The organism is Methylocystis sp. S23 (assembly GCF_054106005.1).
In genome coordinates, this window is the sequence record NZ_CM134185.1 from 3200791 (window position 1) to 3223984 (window position 23194).

18 protein-coding genes are annotated in these 23194 nt (G+C 65.9%); 10 read left to right on the forward strand and 8 right to left on the reverse strand.

What is annotated here, in order from left to right:
• Nucleotides 1-72: 72 nt before the first annotated feature.
• The gene (mobA, locus tag ACV7JP_RS15700) at nucleotides 73-681 is read left to right on the forward strand and encodes a molybdenum cofactor guanylyltransferase MobA (protein WP_457799108.1); all 609 of its coding nucleotides are present in this window, start codon (nucleotides 73-75) and stop codon (nucleotides 679-681) included.
• 286 nt (nucleotides 682-967) lie between these two features.
• Entirely contained in the window at nucleotides 968-3475 is a 2508-nt protein-coding gene (locus ACV7JP_RS15705) for a TonB-dependent receptor (protein WP_457796588.1), read from the forward strand.
• Between the two features lie 164 nt (nucleotides 3476-3639).
• On the opposite strand, the gene ACV7JP_RS15710 is transcribed toward ACV7JP_RS15705, so the two are convergent.
• Both ACV7JP_RS15710 and ACV7JP_RS15715 read right to left on the reverse strand, forming a co-directional pair.
• Nucleotides 3640-4671, reverse strand: coding sequence for a cysteine synthase A (locus ACV7JP_RS15710; RefSeq protein WP_457796589.1), 1032 nt, complete (start codon nucleotides 4669-4671; stop codon nucleotides 3640-3642).
• Between the two features lie 36 nt (nucleotides 4672-4707).
• The gene (locus ACV7JP_RS15715; RefSeq protein ID WP_457796590.1) at nucleotides 4708-5589 is read right to left on the reverse strand and encodes an aldose epimerase family protein; all 882 of its coding nucleotides are present in this window, start codon (nucleotides 5587-5589) and stop codon (nucleotides 4708-4710) included.
• 216 nt (nucleotides 5590-5805) lie between these two features.
• Here ACV7JP_RS15715 and ACV7JP_RS15720 point away from each other — a divergent pair, with 216 nt between their 5' ends.
• From ACV7JP_RS15720 to ACV7JP_RS15745, 6 genes are all read left to right on the forward strand, one after another.
• Nucleotides 5806-6483, forward strand: coding sequence for a MarC family protein (locus ACV7JP_RS15720; RefSeq protein WP_457796591.1), 678 nt, complete (start codon nucleotides 5806-5808; stop codon nucleotides 6481-6483).
• Nucleotides 6484-6509: 26 nt separating this feature from the next.
• Nucleotides 6510-8312 carry a single-stranded-DNA-specific exonuclease RecJ gene (gene recJ, locus ACV7JP_RS15725; protein ID WP_457796592.1) on the forward strand — a complete coding sequence of 601 codons (1803 nt, stop codon included), beginning with the start codon at nucleotides 6510-6512 and terminating at the stop codon, nucleotides 8310-8312.
• A gap of 319 nt (nucleotides 8313-8631) precedes the next feature.
• Complete coding sequence (locus ACV7JP_RS15730; RefSeq protein WP_457796593.1) at nucleotides 8632-9654, forward strand: septal ring lytic transglycosylase RlpA family protein; 1023 nt, start codon at nucleotides 8632-8634, stop codon at nucleotides 9652-9654.
• A 108-nt stretch (nucleotides 9655-9762) separates the two neighbouring features.
• A complete protein-coding gene (locus tag ACV7JP_RS15735) occupies nucleotides 9763-10944 on the forward strand; it encodes a D-alanyl-D-alanine carboxypeptidase family protein (RefSeq protein WP_457799109.1) in 1182 nt (393 codons plus the stop codon).
• A complete protein-coding gene (tmk, locus tag ACV7JP_RS15740) occupies nucleotides 10941-11618 on the forward strand; it encodes a dTMP kinase (protein WP_457796594.1) in 678 nt (225 codons plus the stop codon). Before ACV7JP_RS15735 ends, tmk begins: the two co-directional genes overlap by 4 nt.
• Nucleotides 11615-12688, forward strand: a complete 1074-nt coding sequence (locus ACV7JP_RS15745; RefSeq protein WP_457796595.1) for a DNA polymerase III subunit delta' — start codon at nucleotides 11615-11617, stop codon at nucleotides 12686-12688. Before tmk ends, ACV7JP_RS15745 begins: the two co-directional genes overlap by 4 nt.
• Nucleotides 12689-12832: 144 nt before the next feature.
• Here the strand turns inward: ACV7JP_RS15745 and ACV7JP_RS15750 are convergent, their stop codons facing one another.
• The 4 genes from ACV7JP_RS15750 to ACV7JP_RS15765 all read right to left on the reverse strand — a co-directional run bounded on the left by ACV7JP_RS15750 (nucleotide 12833) and on the right by ACV7JP_RS15765 (nucleotide 15106).
• Nucleotides 12833-14065 (reverse strand): CCA tRNA nucleotidyltransferase, encoded by a 1233-nt coding sequence (locus tag ACV7JP_RS15750; RefSeq protein ID WP_457796596.1) that lies wholly within the window; start codon nucleotides 14063-14065, stop codon nucleotides 12833-12835.
• On the reverse strand, nucleotides 14062-14319 hold the full coding sequence (locus tag ACV7JP_RS15755) for a DUF6111 family protein (protein ID WP_457796597.1): 258 nt from the start codon (nucleotides 14317-14319) through the stop codon (nucleotides 14062-14064). Before ACV7JP_RS15755 ends, ACV7JP_RS15750 begins: the two co-directional genes overlap by 4 nt.
• A gap of 308 nt (nucleotides 14320-14627) precedes the next feature.
• Nucleotides 14628-14795 (reverse strand): hypothetical protein, encoded by a 168-nt coding sequence (locus tag ACV7JP_RS15760; protein WP_457796598.1) that lies wholly within the window; start codon nucleotides 14793-14795, stop codon nucleotides 14628-14630.
• A gap of 143 nt (nucleotides 14796-14938) precedes the next feature.
• On the reverse strand, nucleotides 14939-15106 hold the full coding sequence (locus tag ACV7JP_RS15765) for a hypothetical protein (protein ID WP_169315509.1): 168 nt from the start codon (nucleotides 15104-15106) through the stop codon (nucleotides 14939-14941).
• A 338-nt stretch (nucleotides 15107-15444) separates the two neighbouring features.
• On the opposite strand from ACV7JP_RS15765, the gene ACV7JP_RS15770 reads away from it, so the two are divergent.
• On the forward strand, nucleotides 15445-17286 hold the full coding sequence (locus tag ACV7JP_RS15770; RefSeq protein WP_457796599.1) for an ABC transporter transmembrane domain-containing protein: 1842 nt from the start codon (nucleotides 15445-15447) through the stop codon (nucleotides 17284-17286).
• Nucleotides 17287-17506: 220 nt separating this feature from the next.
• Here ACV7JP_RS15770 and ACV7JP_RS15775 read toward each other — a convergent pair whose 3' ends face one another.
• Complete coding sequence (locus ACV7JP_RS15775; protein WP_457796600.1) at nucleotides 17507-19546, reverse strand: pilus assembly protein TadG-related protein; 2040 nt, start codon at nucleotides 19544-19546, stop codon at nucleotides 17507-17509.
• A 439-nt stretch (nucleotides 19547-19985) separates the two neighbouring features.
• Between ACV7JP_RS15775 and guaB the strand changes: the two genes are divergently transcribed.
• Nucleotides 19986-21473 (forward strand): IMP dehydrogenase, encoded by a 1488-nt coding sequence (gene guaB / locus ACV7JP_RS15780; RefSeq protein ID WP_457796601.1) that lies wholly within the window; start codon nucleotides 19986-19988, stop codon nucleotides 21471-21473.
• Nucleotides 21474-22008: 535 nt separating this feature from the next.
• Here the strand turns inward: guaB and ACV7JP_RS15785 are convergent.
• Nucleotides 22009-23106 (reverse strand): helix-turn-helix transcriptional regulator, encoded by a 1098-nt coding sequence (locus ACV7JP_RS15785; protein ID WP_457796602.1) that lies wholly within the window; start codon nucleotides 23104-23106, stop codon nucleotides 22009-22011.
• Nucleotides 23107-23194 lie beyond the last annotated feature (88 nt).

Below are 23194 nucleotides of genomic sequence, written 5' to 3' on the forward strand. Positions count from 1 at the left end.
TCCTTTTTGCAAAGCGCTGCAATAAGCTAAATCGAGCGCGCGGGCGGTTTGCGCAAGATGGGCGAAGAACTCATGCGGCAATGTATCGGAATTCTACTCGCGGGCGGTCTCGCGCGGCGGATGGGCGGCGGAGACAAGCCGCTCCTCGAGATCGGCGGGCGCCCGATCGTCGCCCACGCCATCGACCGCCTCGGGCCGCAATGCGCCGGGCTCGTCGTCAACGCCAATGGCGATCCGGCGCGCTTTGCGGCCTTCGGCCTGCCGGTCGTGGCCGACAGCGTCGAGGGTTTCGCCGGCCCGCTCGCCGGCGTGCTGGCGGGGATGGATTATGCATCGGCCGCGCGTCCGGACGTAACGGACATTGTCAGCGCGCCGGCGGATACGCCCTTCCTCCCGACGGACCTCGTCAAGAGGCTTTATGAGGCGCGCAAAAGCGCCGATGCGCGCATCGCCGTGGCCAAATCCGGAGACCGCGCGCATCACGCGGTGGCGCTCTGGCCGGTGGAGCTGCGCGCCGCGCTGCGGCGGGCGCTGGTCGAGGAGGGCGTGCGGAAAGTCTCGGCCTTCATCGCGAACTATCCGAATGTGAATGTGGAATGGCCGATGGAGCCGTTCGACCCGTTCTTCAATGTGAATCGGCCCGAGGACGTGGAGACGGCGAACGCTTTCGCCGCCGGCTGATCGCGCATATCCGCAAACGAGGCGTCGTGTGCGCCGCAAGAGAGTTTGCATGGCCGGTCGAGCCGTATGACCGGCGTCGAGCGCTATAATCATACTAACTTAATATAATTTAAGGCGACGCCAAGCTTATTGCGGCCGTGGCGCCGCCGCGTCGTTATATGCGAAATGCATGTAAATGTCGCAAATTTGCAACAGGCCAGCGCAAATTTGGCAAGCTGCAACATTGCTGGCTTGTGTTTCTAAAACCATATTTTCATACTAGAGAAATATGAAAATAAGAGGCGTGATGATGTTGAATGCATCGAAGGGGTTGAGAGGTCGGCTGCTGTCCGGCACGGTTCTGGGCGCCATTGTCGCATTGGGCTCATGGGACGGCGCGGCCAGTGCGGAGGAGGCTCAGGTCCAGGAGGTCATCGTCAGCGGCGGCGACAAGGACAAGCCGGGCGAGCTCTCGAAACGGAAGATGCAGGTCGAGAAAATTTCACGGCCGATCGTGGTGGTCGACCCCAAGACCGCCCAGAGGGAGCAGCTCTACCGACTCGAGGACTTCGCCCAGAAGATTCCGAACTACAATCCCGGCTCCGGCAATCCGCGTACGGCGCGCCCGGCGATCCGCGGCGTCAGCGCGGGCGCCGGAACGGGCGACGGCGCGGAATTCGACACGGGCTTCATGCTCGACAATGTGTTTCTGAAACATGTCGGGTTCCAATGGGCGAACTTTATCGACATCGAGTCGGCCGAAGTGGCCCTGGGCCCGCAAGGCACGGCCGGCGGCAAGAACACGACGGTCGGCAGCTTCGTCATCCGCACGCAAATGCCGTCGTTCCAGCGCAAAGCGACTTTCGAGACGCAGTTCAGCAGCTATTCGCACGTGCTTCAGCAGGTGAATGTCACGGGTCCCATCATCGACGACAAGCTCGCCTATCGCATCGCGGCTTATTATGACCGCGGCGACGGCTGGTTCAGCGATCAAGTCTCCGGGGCGACCCTCCTGAACAATAATCGCTGGGGCGCGCGCGGGCAGTTGCTCTATGTCGGCGACAATTTCACCGACAGGTTCATTTTCAATATTTCCCAGTCGCACGAATACAACAACAATAGCAGCGGGCCTTACGCCGACACGTTCCAGGTCTTCTGGAACGGCACGCGGCCCGCGCGATCCTATTCGCTCAATCTTCGGCAGCGCCTGGGCCTGCCTCTATTGACGCTCGATCCCCGGTCTCCGCTCAATACGGACAACGGCACGCTCGATCAGCGCCTTCATATCGTTTCGAACGAGCTCAACTACAATATTGGCGAGAACGTCTTCACTTCCATCAGCGCCTACGGAAATTTCCGGCTGCTGCCGCGCAACTCGCGGGGCAATAATCTGACGGAGATCAGCAAGGGCGCGTCCGACACTTACGTCGACCAGTTCTCCCAGGAATTCCGGCTGACCTCGCCGCGCGACCAGCCGCTCGAATGGCAGACCGGCTTCTTCGCCTTCTATGACTATGTCTGGAACCGCGCGAACACGATTTACGGCGGAGACGCCGCCAGATGGTTCGGCGCGATCAACAATGGCGTGGTGACGCCCGTGCCCTTCCTGCTGCGCGACATGGCGAGCAACCGCGACGGCAAGGCGCGCGATCTGCAATTCGCCGTTTACGGAAACGCGACCTACCACGTCAATGAAGAGCTCGCTTTGACCTTTGGCCTGCGCGACAGTTGGGAGGTCCGGTCCGGCTCCAACTTCAGTTGGATCACGATTGTCCCGGGCAATGGCTCGGTGGCGCAGCAGCAGGCGGCGATCGTCGCGGCGGGCGGGCAGCGCTTCTACGATACGGGCGGACAGAAGGCCACGCTCAACGCGATCACCGGCATCTTCAACCCGCAATATAAGTACAACGAAAACGTCATGGTCTACGGGCTTGTGGGCCGTGGCGAAAAGGCCGGCGCCGTCAATACCGGCGCCCAGGCGATTTTCGTCGGCGGCGTGTTCCAGAAATTCCAGCCCGTTCTCACCGCGCCCGAAACGTCATGGGACTACGAGCTCGGCGTCAAGACCAACTGGTACGATGGCGGCCTCGTCGTCAACGCCAATTTCTACTGGAACGACATCTATAATTTCCAGACGAATTTCGTCGACACATCCGTCGTGGACGCCAATGGCGTCCCGACGAGGCAGACCTATCTTGGCGTCGCGCCGCATGCGCGCCTGCGCGGCCTCGAATTCGACGGCCGCTGGAACGCCTGGGAAGGACTTTGGTTCAACTTTTCCGGCGCGATCACGGAGGCGCGGTGGATCGATTTCAAGGACGCGCCGCTCGACGCGGCCTGGACCTGGAGCGCCATCGCCGCCACCGGGCCGTTTGCCGGCCTTCCGGCGCCGACGCAGGTCAGCCGCAGCAATACGCGCTTCAATGGCGTGCCGGCCTTTTCGTTCAACGCCGGCGTCAATTACGAAAAGAAATTGGGCCGGCTTTTCGAAGGGAATGGCGAGTGGTGGACCGGGCCGCTGACCGGCTTCGCCTATGCGAACGTCGCCTGGCTGGACAAGACGCTCGTGACCAATCCCGACGCGGTCTTCCGCTATTGGCAGCCCGCTTACGCCATCACCAATCTCGGCTTCGGACTGAAGACCGAAGACGAGCGGTACAGCCTCAACGTATGGGTGAAGAACCTGACCAATCAATTGCCGATTATCAGCAATGGCGTGGCGATCGATCCCGGCACGGCGACGGCGCCGGCGACGCTGAACTTTTACCGCTTCCCGCGAACGATAGGAGGAACTCTGCGTATCTCTTTGTATTGATCTACCACTCTTGTGGCACTCCCGACTTGGCGCCCTCGGTCCCCGAGGGCGTCCTTTTTTGCCTTATACGGTTTCCGTTTGATTCATTCGCCGTGCGGCCGTCATTGCGAGCGAAGCGAAGCAATCCAGGGGCCGCACGGCGAATGAATCAAACGGAACCGGCATCACGCAAATCCCGGGTCGATCGCCACCTGCTTCTCCAGCCATTTCGGCGTCGGCAGGTTCAGCCCGCGCAGGAACTCGACGTTGAACAGCTTCGATGCGTAGCGGGCGCCGCCGTCCGCGAGGATCGTGACGATGGTGTGGCCGGGGCCGAGGTCGCGCGCGAGGCGGATGGCGCCCGCCACATTGATCCCCGACGAGCCGCCGAGCAGCAGACCCTCATGCTCGGCGAGATCGAAGACGATGTCGAGCGCCTCGCCGTCGGGAATCTGATAGGCGACGTCGACCGGCGCGCCTTCGAGATTGGCGGTGATGCGGCCTTGGCCGATGCCCTCGGTGATGGAGGAGCCCTCGGCCTTCAGCGCGCCGCTCGTATAATAGGAATAGAGCGCGGCGCCGAAGGGGTCGGCGAGGCCGATCCTGATCTCCGGATTTCGCGCCTTCAGCGCCATGCCGACGCCGGCGAGCGTGCCCCCCGTGCCGCAGGCGCAGACGAAGCCGTCCACCTCGCCGCCGAGCTCCTCGTAAATCTCCGGTCCCGTGGTCGCGATATGGGCCTCGCGGTTGGCGACATTGTCGAACTGATTGGCCCAGACGGCGCCGGCCGGGTCTTCCTTCGCGAGCCGCTCGGCCAGGCGGCCGGAGAGCTTCACGTAATTATTGGGATTGGCGTAGGGGACCGCCGGCACTTCGACGAGCTGCGCGCCCTGCAGACGCAGCATGTCCTTCTTTTCCTGGCTCTGGGTCTCCGGGATCACGATGACCGTGCGGAAGCCCATGGCGTTTGCGACGAGTGCGAGGCCAATGCCCGTATTGCCCGCCGTGCCCTCGACAATCACGCCGCCCGGCTTGAGCGTCCCCTTCGCCAGGGCGTCCTGCACGATGAAGAGCGCGGCGCGGTCCTTCACCGAGCCGCCGGGATTCATGAATTCCGCCTTGCCGAAAATGCGGCACCCAGTGGCTTTCGAGGCGGCGCGCAGTTCGATGAGCGGCGTGCGGCCAATGGCCTCGATAACGCTGGGGGCGATGGTCATGAAAGCTGATTCCTGTCGGGTCGGGAAAGCCCTTTCCTAGCCGGAAGAGGCGCTCCGCTCAAACGCAAAACTGGCGCCGTGGCGCGCGCTTTCGCCCGGCTGGAGAATCCGCATGGAAGGCTTCTCATAGAGGTCGCCGTGGAAATCCTCCGGATCGCCATATCCGGTCCAGGGCTCAATGCAGAGATAGGGAGCCGGCGGCAGCGTCCAAAAGCCGACATGGGGGAAGTCCTCGAGCGCCACCCTGAGCCGCGCGCCGGCGCCATTGTCGAAGACGAGGCTTTGGCTCCTGATATTGAGGAAGCAGAGCGCGTCGCGGGCGAAGATGGGCGGGTCGAGCGGCATCCGGGCGCCGGCGAGCGGCGTGCGCTTGGTCTCTTTCATGAACAGGCCGCCGGGGCCGATGACCGGCACGTCCGGGTTTTCATCCAGTTCGAAAATGACGGCGTGCTCGGCGGTCGAGCCCGCGAGTGGCCAGCGGAAGGCGGGATGCAGGCCGCAGGCATAGGGCAGGGGCCGGGCGTCGGCGTTGGTCACGATCAGATTATTGTCGAGCGCGCTCTTGTTGAGCTTGAACTCGACCTCGAAGCGGAAGGCGAAGGGGTAAAGCGCGTGGGTCTCCGCATCGTCGAACAGCACGAGGCGGAGATAGTCGGCGCGCCGCTCGGCGATCTCGAAACATTTCTTCCAGGCGAAGCCGTGGAGCGCCAGCGGGTAGCTCTGGCCCTCGACCGTGACCTTTCCGTCGCGGGTCCAGCCGACGACGGGGAAGAGGATCGGCGCGGTCTGGCCCCAGACCATGGGGTCCTTCGCCCAGATCATGTCCACGCCATCGGCCCGCCAGGCGGCGAGCTCTGCGCCGAAGGGCAGGATTTCGGCCGTATCGCCGTCGGCTTCGAGAAGAATCGCGTCGCTCATGGGATGACCTTTACACAGTTTTGGACGGCTCCGCCGCCCCGCGCTCTTGAGGGCGAGGGGCCGGGGCAATAGGCTCCTCTCCAACCCTTCGGCTTCGCCAGGGTTCGAATTTAAGCGCGTGGGGCCAAAAGACGCCGGCTTCTCGCAAGATGCGCGGCCGCTTTTTTCCACGATTGGGCGGTTCCGCCGCGGCGTGATCCAGGGAGTGTCGGCAAAGTGGCTTCCAGTCTTGGTCCGGTCGGGCTCAACCCCATCCTGCCGCTTTTCCTCAGCACCTTCACGACGATGCTGGCGGTCATCAACCCGCTGGAGGCCCTGCCGGTCTTCCTTTCCCTGACCCATGACAAGGACGATGCGGGACGCAAGCGCATCGCCTTTCTCGCCTCCCTCTATGCGCTGCTGCTCATACTGTTCTTCCTGTTCTTTGGAGCCTTCGTGCTGAAAATATTCGGCGTTTCGCTCGACATGGTGCGCATCGCCGGCGGCATCGTGCTGACGCGGATCGGCTTCGAGCTGTTCGCGCCGTCGGGCTCGGGCCAAGGGGCCTTTCTGAGCGCCGGGCCGGACGACAATATCGCCTTCATGCCGCTCGCCATGCCGCTCATGGTCGGGCCCGGCGTCATCGCCACGGTGCTCAGCATGATGACGAACATAGAGCGCGCGCCGAACGAGACGGTCGCCTATGCGGCGATCCTCGCAGCGGCGATCCTCGCCATCTTCGTCACTTACGTCTGCCTGGCTTATGCGGGGCGGCTCGTCGCCTCCATCGGCCGCATGGGCATAGACGCGATCACCCGGATTGTCGGATTCTTCGTCTCGGCCATGGGCGTGTCGCTCGTCTTCGACGGCATTGTCGGCGCGCTCGGGACGCATGGAGTCAAGGTTGTGCTTTAACCTCTTTCTCAACTTCAAGTAGTCGGATGAACGCACCTCTCGGCGGCGCGCGCCCTTTTCTGGGCGTCGAGCGCTCCATTCTCGGACGTCCCTGGCGGGCGCGGCTCGACGCGGCCGGCGAGGCGACGGCCCTCGCCTTGACCCAGGCCCATGGAATCGACGACCTGCTGGCGCGCATTCTCGCGGGGCGGGGCGTCGGCGTGGCGGAGGCGGCCCGCTATCTCGACCCCACGCTTCGGGAGCTGATGCCCGACCCTTCGACGCTGACCGGGATGGACGCGGCGATCGAGCGCCTGGCTTACGCCGTCGAAACGGGGGAGCAGATCGCCATTTTCGGCGATTACGACGTGGACGGCGCCTGCTCCTCCGCGCTGCTCGTCGATTATTGGCGCGCGGCCGGCGCGCCGGAGCCCTTCCTGCACATTCCCGACCGCATCTTCGAAGGCTATGGGCCGAATAGCGAGGCCATCCGGGCGCTAGCCGGCCGGGGCGCGACGCTCCTCGTCACGGTCGATTGCGGCACGGTCAGCCACGAGCCGTTCAAGATCGCCCGAGAGCTCGGCCTCGACGTAATCGTCCTGGACCATCATCAGGCGCCCGAGGAGCTGCCGCCCGCCATCATCGTCAATCCGAACCGGCAGGACGATATTGCGGGGCAGGGGGCGCTCTGCGCCGCCGGCGTGGTCTTTCTGGCGCTCGCCGGGCTGACCCGCCGATTGCGGGCGGGCGGATGGTGGGGGAATTCCCGCCCGGCGCCGGACCTCCTCGCCGCCCTCGATCTCGTCGCCCTGGCGACCGTGGCCGACGTCGCGCCCCTCGTCGGGCTCAATCGGGCTTTCGTCGTGAAGGGGCTGCAGGTCATGCGGAACCGTTCGCGAACTGGTCTCGCGGCGCTGATGGACGCCGCCCGGATGGGTGGGCCGCCGCGCGTCCATCATCTCGGCTTCGCCCTCGGGCCGCGGATCAATGCCGGCGGCCGGATCGGCGATGCGGGGCTCGGCGCGCGTCTCCTGACGGTCTCCGACCCCGACGAGGCGAACCGGATCGCCCGTGAACTGGACAGGCTGAACGCCGAGCGGCAGGGGATCGAAAAGCTTGCCTTGGAGGAGGCGATCTCCCAGGCGGAGGCGCAATTTCTTAAGTCGAACCGGCTAAGCTGTCTTGTGGTGGAAGGGCCGGACTGGCATCCCGGCGTGGTCGGCCTGATCGCGGCTCGCTTGAAGGAACGCTTTAACTTACCATCGTTTGCATTTGCTTTTAATGGAGAAACGGCATCAGGTTCAGGTAGAAGCTTAAGTGGCGTCGACATTGGCCGGGTCGTTCGCCGCGGCGTTGATCTCGGTCTCGCGATCAAGGGCGGCGGCCACGCCATGGCGGCGGGCGTCACGCTCGCGCGCGGCAGGGTCGATGAATTCCGCGCTTTCCTGAATGACGTCCTCGCCGAGGCCGTCGAAGCCGCGCGGGACGCCGACGCCTTGGTGATCGACGCCGCGCTCGCGGGGCGAGGCGTCTCTTTGGACGTCTTGCGGAGAATCGAGCAGGCGGGTCCGTACGGGCAGGGGAATCCCGAGCCGCTTTTCGCCTTGCCGGAGCAGCGCGTCGCCGACGCCATGATCGTCGGCGAGAACCATGTCCGCGCGCGGCTGCGCTCGGGCGACGGCGCCTCGGTCGAGGCCATCGCCTTCCGGGTCGTCGGCTCGCCGCTCGGCGACGCGCTGCTGCATGGGCGAGGCGAGATGTTTCACGTCGCCGCGCGGCTCTCCGCCAACCAGTTCCGTGGCGCGGAGAAGGTCGAGACGCGGATCGTGGATCTCGCGCGCGATCGGTAAGCCGCCTTCGGCTGTGGCGATCGCGCCACAGCCTGTCGCAAAAGCGACATTGCCGCGCCCGGCGATGTGGAAAATCCCAATTTCGCCCGTTTCCCGCCCGCGTCTCGCCTCAGCCTGGCCGTGACGTTAACGGCAAGTTCAGAAATCGGGGAGAAACTCCGGCCCATCGCAACGCGCGTCGAATCAAGGATGTGCGTGATCGGGAGCGTCCGAGGGCGCCGCCCGGTCTGCGAGCGGATCCGGAACGGCGGCAAAGCCGCCGGGGACAAGGACCGTTCATATGCGATTTGCCGAATTCCGGGAGCAAAAGCGCTTGCTGATGAGCTTCGATCCGACAGTCGCCGCGCTCCGCCGATCGGTCCTTCTTCTTTCTCTCGCCTCTCTCGCCGGATGCGCCTCTACAGCCAACTCGCCGCGCTATGCGGGCCTCGGATATTCCACCTCCGGCTCCGGCGTCGACGCCAAATATGGCGTCCGCGCCAGCCCGCGCGTCATTGCGGACGGGGACGAGGTTCCGAAGGGCGGCGGCAATTATATGGTGGGCAAGCCCTATAAGATCGCCGGCCAGACCTATTATCCCAGCGAGAAGCCGTTCTCGGCGACCGGCGCGGCGTCTTGGTACGGCGCGGATTTCCACGGCCGCCGCACGGCCAATGGCGAAATCTTCGATCGCGAGTCGATTTCGGCCGCCCATCCGACCATGCCGCTGCCGAGCTATGCGCGGGTCACCAATCTCAAGAATTTGCGCTCCATCGTCGTGCGCGTGAACGATCGCGGTCCGTACCATGGCGGCCGCGTGATGGACGTTTCCCAGCGCGTCGCCGAGGCGCTCGACTTCCGTTCGGCCGGCACCGCCAAAGTCAAGGTGGAGTGGATCGGCAAGGCGGACCTTGCCGGCGACGACGACGCCAAGCTTCTCGCGACGCTGCGCGACGACGGCCAGCCCGCCAATATGGAGGGCGCCGCTCCGGTCATGGTCGCGGCGAGGCAGGAGCCGGTTCGCGCGGCCGCGCTGGCCGAGCGCGCGCCGGAGCCGACCGCCCGCCCGGTCGTGAACGACGCGCCGCCGGTTCAGCAGCCGGCCGTGGGCGAGACGGCCGAGATGATGGCCTACGCCCCGGACGCCCGGCCCGAGCCGCTGCCGGAGACGACGACGATCTCTCGCGACGACGGCGTCGACGCCGAGCCGGTCGCCTCGACCCGCGGCGCGCGGTCCGCCGCCCCGGCGGAGGAAAAGATGAAGGCCTTTCAGGCGGCGCCCTTGCCGCCTGTTCGTCCGGCCTCGCTTGGCCGTGACGAGGCGGCGATCCCGACCCCGCCCATGCGGCAGGCGCTCAACTGAGCGGCGGCGCTCAAGCTTCGGCGCGTTGCTTTTTAACCTTTTGGGGCCCATTCTCCGCTCGGCGCCGTCAATTCCCGCGGCGCCTTCTCGCGGAGTATTGTCTTGCACATGCGCCACGCCCGCGCGGCCGTCGCCGCCATTCTCGTCAGCCTCGCCGCTCTCCTTCCGGGCCGCGCCTGGGCGCAGGCTTTTCAGACGAGCGCGCCGCAAGCCATTCTGATCGACGCCGGCACCAATACGGTCCTGTTCGAAAAAGGCGCGGACGATTTCGTCACCCCCGCCTCGACCGTCAAGATCCTGACCGCCGAGATGATCTTCCGCGAACTGGCCGAGGGCCGACTCAAGCTCGGCGACGAGATGCAGGTCTCGGAATATGCCTGGCGCAACGGCGGCGCGCCGGCCGGCGGCTCGGCCATGTTCCTCAAGGTCAACAGCCGCGCCAGCGTCGAGAACCTCCTGCGCGGCCTCATCGTCGACTCCGGCAACGACGCGGCGCTCGTCCTGGCGGAAGGCGTCGCCGGGAATGAGGAAGCCTTCGTCATCCGCATGAACAAGCGCGCGGCGGAGCTCGGCCTCGTGAAGTCGCGCTTCGGCAATCCCTGGGGCAAGCCGAGCGACGACCAGAAGGTCACGGCGCGCGAGATGGCGAAGCTCGCTCTGCATGTGATCAAGACATATCCGGAATACTACAAATATTTCGGCGAGAAGGAGTTCACCTGGAACAACATCCGCCAGCAGAACCGCAATCCGCTGCTTACCATGAGCATCGGCGCGGACGGGCTCAAGACCGGCAATATCGAGAAGGGCGAATTCGGCCTTGTGGGCTCCGCCATAGAGGAAGGCCGGCGCCTCGTCGTCGCCGTCTATGGCGCGAAGACGGCGAAGGAGCGCGGCGAGGAGGCGCGCAAGCTGCTGCAATGGGGCTTCCGCAATTTCGAGGAGAAGGACCTCTTCAAGGCGGGCGAGCCCGTCGGTCCGGCGCAGGTCTATGGCGGGACCAAGGGTTCGGTGGATCTCGTTTCCAAGACGGATGTGAAAGTGCTGCTGCAACGGGGCTCCGCCGAGAAGCTCTCGGGGAAGATCGTCTATGAGGGCCCGGTGATGGCGCCGGTCGAGGCGGGGCGGAAGATCGGCAGGCTCGAGATCAGGCGCGGGCCGACCATGGTTCTGGAGCAGCCGCTGGAGGCGGCCGAGGCGGTCGAGGAAGGATCGCTTTCGAGCCGCGCTTTCGACGCGGTTTACGAGTATGCTGCGGCCAAGATTCACGAGAAGCTGTCGGCCAGAAAATGACGGGCGCCGGAAGAGGCCGGTTCATCACATTCGAAGGCGGGGAGGGCGTCGGCAAGTCGACCCAGCTCAAGCGCCTGGCCGAGCATTTGCGCGCCTGCGGGATCGAGGCGGTGACGACGCGCGAGCCGGGCGGCTCGCCGAAGGCGGAAACTCTGCGCCGGATCCTGCTTTCCGGCCGGATCGCCCCGCTCGGGCCGCTCGCCGAGGCGGCGCTCTTCGCGGCGGCGCGGATCGACCATGTCGAGCAGCTCATCGCGCCGGCGCTCGCGCGCGGCGCATGGGTGCTCTGCGACCGTTTCGTGGATTCGACCCGCGCCTATCAGGGCGCGCGCGGCGGCGTCGGGGCGCCGGCGCTCGCGCTGCTGGAGAAGGCCGCGGTGGGCGAACTCAAACCCGATCTCACCGTGATCATCGATCTCTCGCCGGAAGAAGGTCTCGCCCGCGCGGCTGTCCGGCGACAGGCGGCGGGGGAGCGCCCCGATCGCTTCGAAGCCGAGGATGACGGCTTCCATGAAGGGCTGCGCCGCGCCTTTCTCGACATTGCCGAGCAGGAGCCGGAGCGCTGCTGCGTGGTGAACGGCGCCCTGCCGGCGGACGAAGTCGCCCGCGCCATCCGCCAGCTCGTCGACGCGCGCTATCTCGACCCGCAAGACGCCGCCGACGCCGCCCAATGAGCAGGGAGCCCGCCGGCCCGCCGGAAAGCGATCGCTTCGACGATGCGCCGCATCCGCGCGAGACGCTCGCATTGTTCGGCCACGCCGCCCCCGAACAGGCGCTGCTTGACGCGTATAGACGCAATCGCCTCGCCCAGGCCTGGATCGTCGGCGGGCCGGAAGGGATCGGCAAGGCGACGCTCGCCTGGCGCTTCGCGCGATTTTTGGTCGCCCATCCGGACCCGGACGCGGTTGACGTTCAGGGCGCCGATACTCTGGCCGTGCCGCCCGATCACATCGCCGCGCGTCGCGTCGCGAGCATGGCGCTCGCGGACGTCCTCCTCCTGCGGCGCGAGTGGAACGACAAGACCAAGAAGCATTTCACGGAAATTCGCGTCGACGACGTGCGCGAGGTCACCCGCGCCTTCCATCGGGCCTCGGGCGCGGGCGGCTGGCGCGTGGCCATCATCGACTGCGCCGACGATCTCAACCGCAGCGCCGCGAACGCCTTGCTGAAGCTGATCGAGGAGCCGCCGGAGCGCTCGCTCTTCCTGCTCGTCGCGCATCAGCCGGGCCGCGTCCTGCCCACGATCCGCTCCCGCTGCCGCAAGCTCATGCTCGGCGCGTTGACGCAGGACGAGACCGTTGCGGCGGTCGGAGCCGTGGGGGCGCCATGGAGCGACCGACCGGCGGAGGAGATCGCGGCGGCGGCGGCGCGCGCGGAAGGCTCGGTGCGCGAGACCTTGCGGCTGCTGGGCGGCGACGCGATGACCTTCGACTCCACGGTCGCGCGGCTGTTGCAGAGACTGCCGCAGGTGGATTGGGTCGGGGCGCATCTCCTCGCCGACAAGCTCGCCGGCCGCGACAATGAGGCGGCCTATGAAACCTTCATGCGCGCGCTGGAGCGCCACCTCGATTCCCGCGTGCGCGCGCTCTCGCGCGGCGGGGCTTCGCCCGCGCGGCTGATGGGCTTCGCTCGCGCCTGGGACGACATACGCGTCCTCGCGCGCGAAACCGAAGTCTTCAATTTCGACAAGCGCGCCATGGTGCTGGGAATTTTCGAGCGGATCGCCAAAGCGGAGACGGGTTAGGCGCCGGGAGCGAGCCGGGCCGTCCATGCGGTTTCCGCCTGAGGCGCCGCTCGCGGCGTCAGCGAGCCAAAGGCGAAGCAATCCAGAGCGTCATCAGGGCTCCTGGATTGCTTCGCTCCGCTCGCAATGACAAGGCCGGTCTCATTATTCCCCCCTGATGGCCTCTTCCACCAATTGCCGAACGACCGCCGGGTCGCGCGGAAAGCCTGCGCGTATCCATTTGGCTTGCAGCGATTTGAGCGTCGCGCCCAGCGCGCGTCCCGGCGCGACTCCCCGGGCGATGAGGTCCGCGCCCTTGATGGGGAAGGCGGGGGCGGGCGTCTGGTCGAGATATTCGGCCGCCTCCAGCCATTGCGGGTCGTCGGGCGCGGCGGCGCTCTCGGCCAAAGCGAGCGCGAGAGCGTCGCGGGCCGCGCGGGAGCCGCAGAGGAAAAGCATCTCGCGCAGATGGGAGGCCGGCGGCGCCTGGTCGATTCCATGCAGCGCCGCGAGCGTCTTCGTCGCCGCGAGAAGCCGGGCGTGCTCGTCATTCGACAGCCGGAGCCGCTCGCGGAGCCGGTCGGCGTCCTCCGTCGTCAGCGCGGAGAAGGCGGCGAGCCGCAGCACCGAGTCGCTCTTTCCGCCCTGCGCCGCCTCGAACGCCGCGAGCCGCTCCAGCCGCGCCGGATAACCCATGCCGAGCAGCACCTCAATGATACCGGCCTGCGACATGGCGCGCATGATCTCGGGCGCGCGTCGAGCGGGCAGCAGCTTCAGGATTTCCGCCCGGATCCGCTCGCGGGAGAGCCGCGCGAGGTTTTCGCGCGCCGCGATCGACTCGTGCAGCCCCTCGCGGTCGAACGCGCCTTCGCCATGGGAGGCGTTGAAGCGGAAGAAGCGCAGGACGCGGAGATAATCCTCGCGGATGCGCGTCGCCGCGTCGCCGATGAAGCGGATTCGCCTGGCGGCGATGTCCTTCAGCCCGCCCGTATAGTCGTGAAGCTTGCCGTCCGGCGAGAGCGAGAGCGCGTTGACCGTGAAATCGCGGCGCCGGGCGTCCTGCTCGAAATCTCCGCCGAAACGCACGACGGCGTAGCGGCCGTCCGTCTCCACATCCTCCCGCAGCGTCGTCACCTCGAAAGGCGCGCCGGCGACGACGATCGTCACCGTGCCGTGCTCAATGCCGGTCGGGACGCCCTTGAGCCCGGCGTCGCGCGCCGCCGCCAATACGACATTGGGCAAGGCCGTGGTGGCGAGGTCGATCTCATGCGGCGGCAGGCCGAACAGCGCGTCGCGCACGGCGCCGCCGACGATCCGCGTCTCGGCGCCCGTCTTCGACAGCGCCGCGAATAGCGTCGCGAGACGCGGATCGTCGAGCAGATGCTGGGCGGGGTTCATCTGAAACGGCCGGGCACGAGCTTGCCGTTCTCGACATGCGCGGGGACATAGGCGCCCTGCTGGCGCTCCATCAGGCCGAGCGTCACCATGCCGGCGATGGCGGTCAGGAGTCCGGCGATCGCAAGGGCGACCACGATACGCTTGCGCCACAGCTCGGCGACGAAAGGCCAGCGCCTTTGCGCGGCGTGGAACAGCGTATAGGCCAGGAAGGGCGTCAGGAAGAGGAGGGCGGTTTCGACAATTGCGCGCCACATGGGCGGGTGAGCCTTTCGAGCGGCGGTGCGGGACGGCCGCACGGACGGGCGCAACAATGCCCGTTCGCCGCGTCTTGGTCGAGAGCCGCGCGCCATGCGCGGCGACCGAGCCCGCGGAGCGTCGCGCCCGGCGACGAAAAAGCGCTTCTCGACGGAGTCGAAAAGCGCCGGGCTCTGAAAATGTCTCTTCGGAAAGTCCTGAAAACGCCCCTTTGAAAACAGCACAGCCAGCAATCGCTTCCGCAATTGCTGGCTAGCGTCGACGGGCTTACGCCGGCGGCCAGACCAGCGCTTGCCGGGAAAGTCGCTTAGAAGAACAGGCCGAGGCAGCCGCCCGCGAGGGCGCCGACGACGCCGGCCGCGATCGTGTTCTGCAGGCCGCCGAGAGCCGCGGCGGCGAGACCGCCGAGAAGAAGGGCGCCGACGCCGGCGAAGATGTAGGTGTTCGTCGTGATTTCGAGCTCTTTGTCAGCCATGATTTCTCTCCCCTGATGCGATTGTCTGGAGCCGAGCCATCGCGGCTCGGCGCGGGACCACGCCGCGATTGGGCGGACTGGCCGTCGCGGCGCGGTCGATTTCCAAAAACGTAAGAGCGCGCTTTTCGCCGCGCGCTCCAGGATTAGAAGAACAGGCCGAGGCAGCCGCCCGCGAGCGCGCCCACGACGCCGGCCGCGATCGTGTTCTGCAGGCCGCCGAGAGCCGCGGCGGCGAGACCGCCGAGAAGAACGGCGCCGACGCCAGCGAAGATGTAGGTGTTCGTCGTGATTTCGAGCTCTTTGTCAGCCATAACCTTCACTCCTCTTTGTGTTCCCAGAGCCGCGCCTTATGCTTTTGTTTTTCGTTGGCGCATTACCCACTTATGGTGGCGCGTCATATCGACGCAGGGGAAAGTTAGCATAAGTTTCGGCGCTGTCCAGCCGCGGCCCTCTATATCCGCGACAACATGTCGCACCGCTTAACTCGTTGATAAATGCGGATTTGCGTTGAGCGGCGGACATGGGAGCGCCTATGGGTCAGCAAAAAATTTTTATGATGCGGCGCACTTTTTCTTTTTGCGCCGCAAAATCGGGACCTCCTGGCAGGAAGGGTCGTCTTCGTCGCGGCCGGGCGCTATAGGGACGGGCCATGACCGAGATCAACGACGCCGCCCTTTCCGCCGCCGTTCCCGCCGCCGAGACGAAGCGGCGCTTCGGCGCCACGCTCGCTCCGCTGCGCCCCCTGCTGCCCTATGCGCTGCGCTACAAGCGCACGATCGCGCTGGCCTTCGCCGCGCTGCTTCTCGCATCGGGCGCGACGCTGACCTTGCCGGCGGCGGTGCGCGGCATGATCGACCATGGCTTCTCGACCGACAGCGCCGGCGCGGTGAACGCCTATTTCGGCGCGATGATCGGCGTCGCGGCGACTCTCGCTTTGGCCTCGGCCACGCGATATTATTTCGTCATGACGCTCGGCGAGCGCGTCGTCGCCGATTTGCGGGCGGATCTCTTCCGTCATCTGACCTCGCTCGACGCCGCCTTCTACGACACGGCCAGAACCGGCGAATTGCTGTCCCGCCTCACGGCCGACACGACCTTGCTGAAATCGGCCTTCGGATCGTCCGCTTCCGTGGCCTTGCGCAACATGTTCATGTTCGTCGGCGCGGTGATCATGATGTTTGCGACGAGCCCGAAGCTTGCGGGGCTGGCGCTCGCGGCGATTCCGGTCATCGTCCTGCCGCTCATCGCCTCCGGGCGCAGCGTGCGCAAACGCTCCAAGCACGCTCAGGACACGCTGGCCGAGGCGGCGGCCTATGCGGGCGAAAATCTTTCGGCGGTTCGCGCCATGCAGGCGAATGGCGCGCAGGCTTCGACTGTCGCGCGCTTCACGCGGGCCGTCGAGACCGCCTATCACGCCGCGCAGGCCGCGACCCTGGCGCGCGCCTTCGTGACGGCCGGCGCGATTCTCGTCGTCTTCACGAGCATCGTCGCAGTCCTATGGCTCGGCGCGCAAGACGTTCTCTCGGGCAAGATGAGCTCGGGCCTCTTGTCGCAATTCGTCCTCTACGCCGTGCTGGGCGCGAGCTCGCTCGGCGAGCTGTCCTCGGTCTGGAGCGAAGTCGTCGCCGCCGCCGGCGCGGCGTCGCGCATCGCCGACATTCTCGCCGTCAGGCCGAAGATCGTAGCGCCGCCGCATCCGACGCCCGCGCCCGCGCGCTGGTGGGGGCGCATCTCCTTCGAGCATGCGGGCTTCGCCTATCCGACGGCGCCCGAGCGCCCGGCGCTGCGCGATCTGACGCTGACCGTCGCTCCCGGCGAGCGCGTCGCCCTCGTCGGTCCGTCGGGCGCCGGCAAGTCGACGCTGTTCTCGCTGCTCCTGCGCTTCTACGACGTCGACAGAGGCGCGATCACGCTCGACGGAGTCGATCTGCGCGCGCTCGATCCGCTGGATCTGCGCCAAGCCATCGCGCTCGCGCCGCAGGACCCGGCGATCTTCGGGCTTTCGGTCGCCGAGAACATCGCCTATGGCCGCGACGGCGCGCCGCGCGAGGCGATCGTCGCCGCGGCGAAGCGCGCGCAGGCGCACGACTTCATCTCCGCGCTGCCGCGGGGCTACGACACGATGCTCGGCGAGCGCGGCGTCACGCTTTCCGGCGGGCAGCGCCAGCGCCTCGCCATCGCCCGCGCCATTCTGGCGGACGCGCCGGTGCTGCTGCTCGACGAGGCGACCTCCGCGCTCGACGCCGAGAATGAAGCGGCCGTGCAGGCGGCGCTGCATGACGTGATGGAAGGCCGCACCAGCATCGTCATCGCGCATCGCCTGGCGACGGTGCTCGAAGCCGATCGCATCGTGGTGCTCGACGAAGGGCGGATCGTGGAGGAGGGGACCCATGCGACGCTGAGCGCCGCCGGCGGCCTCTATGCGCGCCTCGCGAAATTGCAGTTCGACACGGAGCGGGCGGGGACCGCGCAGGCGGCGTCACTCGATTAAGTTCGCTCTCCGACGTCATTGCGAGGAGCGAAGCGACGAAGCAACCCAGCGCCGCGACGTGGCTCTGGATTGCTTCGCTCCGCTCGCAATGACGTGGGCGCAGCTTTCGCCGCCATTGCGGGGAGCGAAGCCGACGAAGCAAATCCAGGCCGTGCTGACGCTCTGGATTGCTTCGCTTCGCTCGCAATGACGGCGGGGGAGGCGTCGTCCGCCTCTTCCGTTACTTCGTCAGCCGGAGCGGCGTCGCGGTCGCCGCGACCGAAATATTGGAGAAGGCTTCGCTCAGCGCCTTCGCGTCCGTCGCCACATAGGCGTTCTCCGGCTTGGTGGCGCAATAGGCGAGAAGCTCCGCGGAGTGGGCCTGCTGGTCGGCGCTCAGGAAGCCGTTGTGGTTGAACATCACCGTGTAGATGGAGACGCCCTTCGCCTTGGCGTTGTCGCAGGCCCTTTTCAGCCTTTTGTCGAGAAAGGTCTGGAGCTGATCATAGGTCTGGACATTGTCGGCCCAGGAGAGGCGGCTCGCGCCCATATAGCCATAGGCCGAATAGTCCGAGACGCCCGCGCTCGAGGCGTTGCCGTTTTCCGCGAGGCCGTTGACGCCGTCCGTCATCAGCACGATGACCTTCTTGGTCTTCGTGTCCGTATAGGCGGCGCCGTCGGCGAAGGGCTTCTCCGGAGACAGCGTGCGCCAGGCCCAGGTCAGGCCTTCCGAGATGACCGTGCCGCCATTGTACCAGAAATTCATGGCCTCGATCGCCGAGATGACCGCGCCCTGATTATTGGTCAGCCGCGTAATGGGCTGGGGGCAGGAGGCGTTGGGGCCATAGGAGTCCGGAGCGGTCTCCTTGATGACGGCGGAGTTTGTCGCGCCGTCATATTTCAAGATGTTCTGGCCGGCGTTCCAACTGTTCGACGCCCAGCTCCAGGATTCTGGAACCGCGTAATCGGTCTTGTAATTGTTATGGAAGGTCGTCGAACCGGACGTCCATTTTCCCGGCAGGACGTTGCTCCAGTTCCCGAAATTGTAATCGGGCTCGTCGGGCCAGAAATAGGGGGTGAACAGGGTCGCGGCATTGTCGCCGGACGGCGGAATGTCCGTCACGTCATAGTCGACGCCCGTCTGATAGGATCCGCCCCACGAAGCGTTGATCATCGCGATCTCGGCCGCGCTGGCGCGCGCTTCGACGCAGCCTTTCCAGGCGACGGCGCCCCCCTTGTCGTCCTTCAATCGCTTGAAGAGTTCGTAGGGGCTCACCTGGCCGGGATTCACGATCCAGTCGCAGCCGCCGGTAAAGCTGTCTTTCGGCTGGAAGTTGAAGCCCACTGGCGCCTTGAAGGTGAGGCCGGTCGTTTTGGATTTCAGCTTCTGAAGCGTCAGCGGCGGGATGGTGTTCGGCGTGACGTCCGCGGCGAAGGCGGCGGAAATTCCGAACAATTCGTTCGCGATGCGCCGGAACGGATTGAGCAGATCGATCAGATCGCCGGCGTCGCCGGAATCGCCGCTGGAGCCGCCGCCCGGTCCGGAGCCGCCGCCGCCCGAACCCCAGTCCTGCTTGCAATTCTTATCATAGCCGATCCAGGCCCAGTTGAACCAGTTGCCGGTCCACGGCGCCTTCACGCCCGTATCGATCATGCTCGAATCGGTCAGGCCGGGATTCACGGCGGCGACATAGGGCACGACGCTGACGCGCACTTTGCCTTTGGAGCCGTCGGCCATCACGTTCTGCACGAGCGTCTTCGCGGCGCTCTTGAGCGCCGGGATGTCGTCGCGCATGGAGCCCGTATTATCGAGCGCCAAAGCGATCTCGACCGGCGCCTCGCCGCCGAGCGTCACGCTGGCCTCCGAATTTACCGTGACGGCGATCGAGTGGAAATTGGCGAATTTCAGCAGCGACGTCTTCACGGTCGCCTCCGCCCGAACCTGATAGACGCCGGCCTTCGGCTCCGTCTCCGTCACCGTGACGTCGAGGCCGTTCGCGGCGGGGCCGAGATTGGCGAGCACCTTGTTCAGCGCGATGTTCTGTCGTTCGATTTGCTTGAGCTTCGGCTGCGCGCCCGCCGCGAGGACCGCTTCGTCGGTCGCAGCCTGGAGCTTCGTCCTGATCATCGTCGCGCGGCCATAGTCAATCGCGGCGCCGACGCCGAGCATGGCCGGGATGAAGGCGAGTCCGAAAATGACCGCCGCCGATCCCGAACGGGCGCGGGCGAGGCGCGTCAGGCCGCGCGCGGCGCGAACCATGAGATGGTAAGATGCACGCATTTGATTTTACTCCAATTCACGCGACACTATCCGCCTCAAAGGTCAAGTCTGCGTTAATTGGAATCTGAATGTTCGGACGATTTTCGGCTGGTCTTCTCGCATGGCCTGAGTCGTGTTCGGCCAATCGGGTCAACAGCTATCTCGGACCGTATCCGCCATACCTCCCCTTTACGGGGAGGTCGGCGGCCGAAGACCGCCGGGAGGGGTCCGCGCCGCTACTGCATAGATCGGGCTTGACCCCACCCGACCCCGCTCTCGCGGGGCCGCCCTCCCCGTAAAGGGGAGGGATTCGCTCACGCCCAGCGTTCCCCCGATTGCCCCGCTGCGTCGCGGCGGCGCCATTTGCCTTTGCAATGATTAATGCTATGAGCACGCGCCAACCCTGAACGGCGGCGCGCAATGGATCGCCGTCGTTTCGCTCGAATGAAGGAGTTGGCCCATGGCCCGATTGACCGCCACGTTGACCGAAGCGCTCACTTTCGACGACGTGCTCCTGCGGCCCGGCCATTCCCGCGTGATGCCCTCCGGCGTCGACGTCACGACGCGCCTCACGCGAGAGATCACGCTCAATTTGCCGATCATTTCCGCCGCCATGGACACGGTGACCGAGGCGCGGCTCGCCATCGCCATGGCGCAGGCTGGCGGCATCGGCGTCATCCATCAGAATCTCTCGCCCTCCGATCAGGCCGCCGAAGTGCGCAAGGTGAAGCGTTACGAGAGCGGCATGGTGGTCGATCCGATCACCATCTTTCCCGACGCGACGCTCGCCGACGCGCTCCATCTGATGGCGTCGAACGGCATTTCCGGCATTCCGGTCGTCGAGCGGGACGCGGTCGGCGGCAAGGGCAGGCTCGTCGGCATTCTCACGAACCGCGATGTGCGCTTCGCCCAGGACAAGCGCCAGCCCATCGCCGAGTTGATGACCAAGAAGCTCGTCACGGTCCGCGAGGGCGTGGGGCAGGAGGAGGCTCGCCGCCTCCTGCACGAGCATCGCATCGAGAAGCTGCTCGTGGTCGATGAGGATTATCGCTGCGTCGGCCTCGTGACGGTGAAGGATATCGAGAAGGCCACCCAGCATCCCAACGCCTGCAAGGATCACGAAGGCCGCCTGCGCGTCGCCGCCGCCTCCACGGTGGGCGACCACGGCTATGAGCGCGCGCTCCAGCTCATCGACGCGGGGGCGGACTGCGTCGTCATCGACACGGCGCACGGCCATTCACAGGCGGTGATCGACCAGGTGGCGCGCGTCAAGCGCGAGAACAACAAGGTCCAGATCATCGCCGGCAACATCGCCACCGCCGACGCCGCCAAGGCGCTGATCGACGCCGGAGCCGACGCCATCAAGGTCGGCATCGGTCCGGGCTCCATCTGCACGACGCGCATCGTCGCGGGCGTCGGCGTTCCGCAGCTCACCGCCATCATGGAGGTCGCCGAGGAGGCGCGCAAAGCCGACGTCCCGCTGATCGGCGACGGCGGCGTGAAATATTCGGGCGATCTCGCCAAGGCCGTCGCGGCGGGCGCCGAAGTCGTGATGATCGGCTCGCTCTTCGCGGGCACGGAGGAGTCGCCCGGCGAGGTCTTCCTCTATCAGGGCCGCTCCTTCAAAGCCTATCGCGGCATGGGCTCGGTCGGCGCCATGACGGCGGGCTCCGCGACCCGCTACTTCCAGGGCGACGTGAAGGACCAGCTCAAGCTCGTTCCGGAAGGTATTGAGGGGCAGGTGCCCTATCGCGGCCCCATCGCGCCGATTCTCTATCAGCTCGCGGGCGGCCTGCGCGCCGCCATGGGCTATGTCGGCGCGCCGACGATCCGCGAATTCCAGGAGCGCGCGCAATTCGTGCGCATCACGAACGCCGGCCTGCGCGAGAGCCATGTGCACGACGTGTCGATCACCCGCGAGAGCCCGAACTATCCGACAGGCGTGTGAATCAAAAATGGGGGCCTCGCGCCGGCCCCCATAAATTGATCGAGAAAAGAAGATCCCTTGTCGGTAAGGAAATCTGGAAAAAGCTGCCCCTCAAGAAACGCGATATAAAGTCGAACTCCGAGACGCCGCACGCTCGCGGCAATTTCGAGCGCCCCTCGTCGTTCGATGAAAAAATTACGACCAAAGAGCGCCGGCGCGCATCGTTCAAATGGATGATGAGTCATAATTTTTTGCTCCATCCTTGCGAGCGGAAGCGAGGCAATCCAGGGGCGTCGGCGTGGCTCTGGATTGCTTCGTCGCTTCGCTCCTCGCAAATGACGAGGCGAACATCCTCCGAGCAGCCAATTTCGAGCGCAACGGGACTCTGTGGATCACGCAGCGATTGGGCGGAATCGCCCACACCGCCGTCATTGCGAGCGGAAGCGAAGCAATCCAGAGCCGCCCCACGGTTCTGGATTGCTTCGTCGCTTCGCTCCTCGCAATGACGGCGGGGGTGGACTCCTCCAAAAAGCCTGTCGATTCGAGTGACGGGCTTCTAAGCGGGCGAGGCCATGCCGAGCGGCGCAAGGCCGCCGAGCAGCGCCACGACTTCCGCCTGCCGGTTGCAGCCGGTTTTTTCCATGACGCCGCGAAGATGGGTGCGCACCGTATTGCGCGACACGGCGCCGTCCGAGGCGATGTCCTCGATCGACTTGCCGACGACGAGGCTGCGCGCCACGCGCGCCTCGGCTGGCGTGAGGTCGAAGAGCGACTGAACCAGCTCGGCCGGCGGGGCGTGCGGCGCGCCGACCGGCGTCATGGCCAGCACGGCGGAGCAGCCCGCGAAAATATCCCGCGCCGCGCCGCGAATGGGGATGAGATGGACGATCATCGGCGTCCCGGCTTCCGGGTCGCGCGCCGGGAAGGAGCGCGGCGCCGCGCTGCGGTCGTCATGCAGGGAGACGATCGCATCGGCGAGAAGCTTGTCGGCGGTTTCGTCGCGCAGCGAGAAGCCGTTATGCGCGCGCCAGCGCACATGCGTCCGCATCGCGTCGATCAAGCCGTTGGCGGCGAGGACCCTGCCATTCGGCCCGAGCACCAGGGCCGGCAGGCCGATGAGCGCCAACGTCTCGCTGGCGACCCGGGCGCGCTCGAGCTGCATCCGCGCCGCCATGAAGGCGCCGCGCGCGAGATGCGGGCGCAATTCGTCGAGCTGCTCGACGACCGCGCGCTCGACGGGGCCGCGCCTGTAATCGCGATTGATGCAGATGAAGAGGTCGTCCCCGGTCGGCAGCGGCATCGCCGTCGAAACGGTCCAGCCCAGGCCGCGGGGGCGCAGGAACTCGCTGAAGGTGGGATCGCGCTCGAGCTCCTCCAACGAGAAGATATCCGCCTCGATGACGAAGCCGGCGTGATTGAGCGCCAATTGCCGAGCGCGGCGCGTCTGGCCGCGCTGGATCCATCCCTGCGTCGCATAGGCGTCCATATGCTCGGCGACGCTTTCCGAGGACTTCCAGTTGAGCCCTTTAGGATTGGCGGCGAAAAGAACGCCGCCCCGCGCCTCGGCGAGCGACGAAAGCTCGTCCATGACCTCCGGCCAAAGCTCCGGCGCGAAGGAACTTGCGTAGATCCGGTCGACGAGCTCCTGTTTCATTGAAATTTCCAGGCAATGGACTTGTTGGCGCGCTAAGCCCAAGGGTCGCTCAATTTCTCCGGGCGCGCAAGAAATTTGGGAGTTGCGA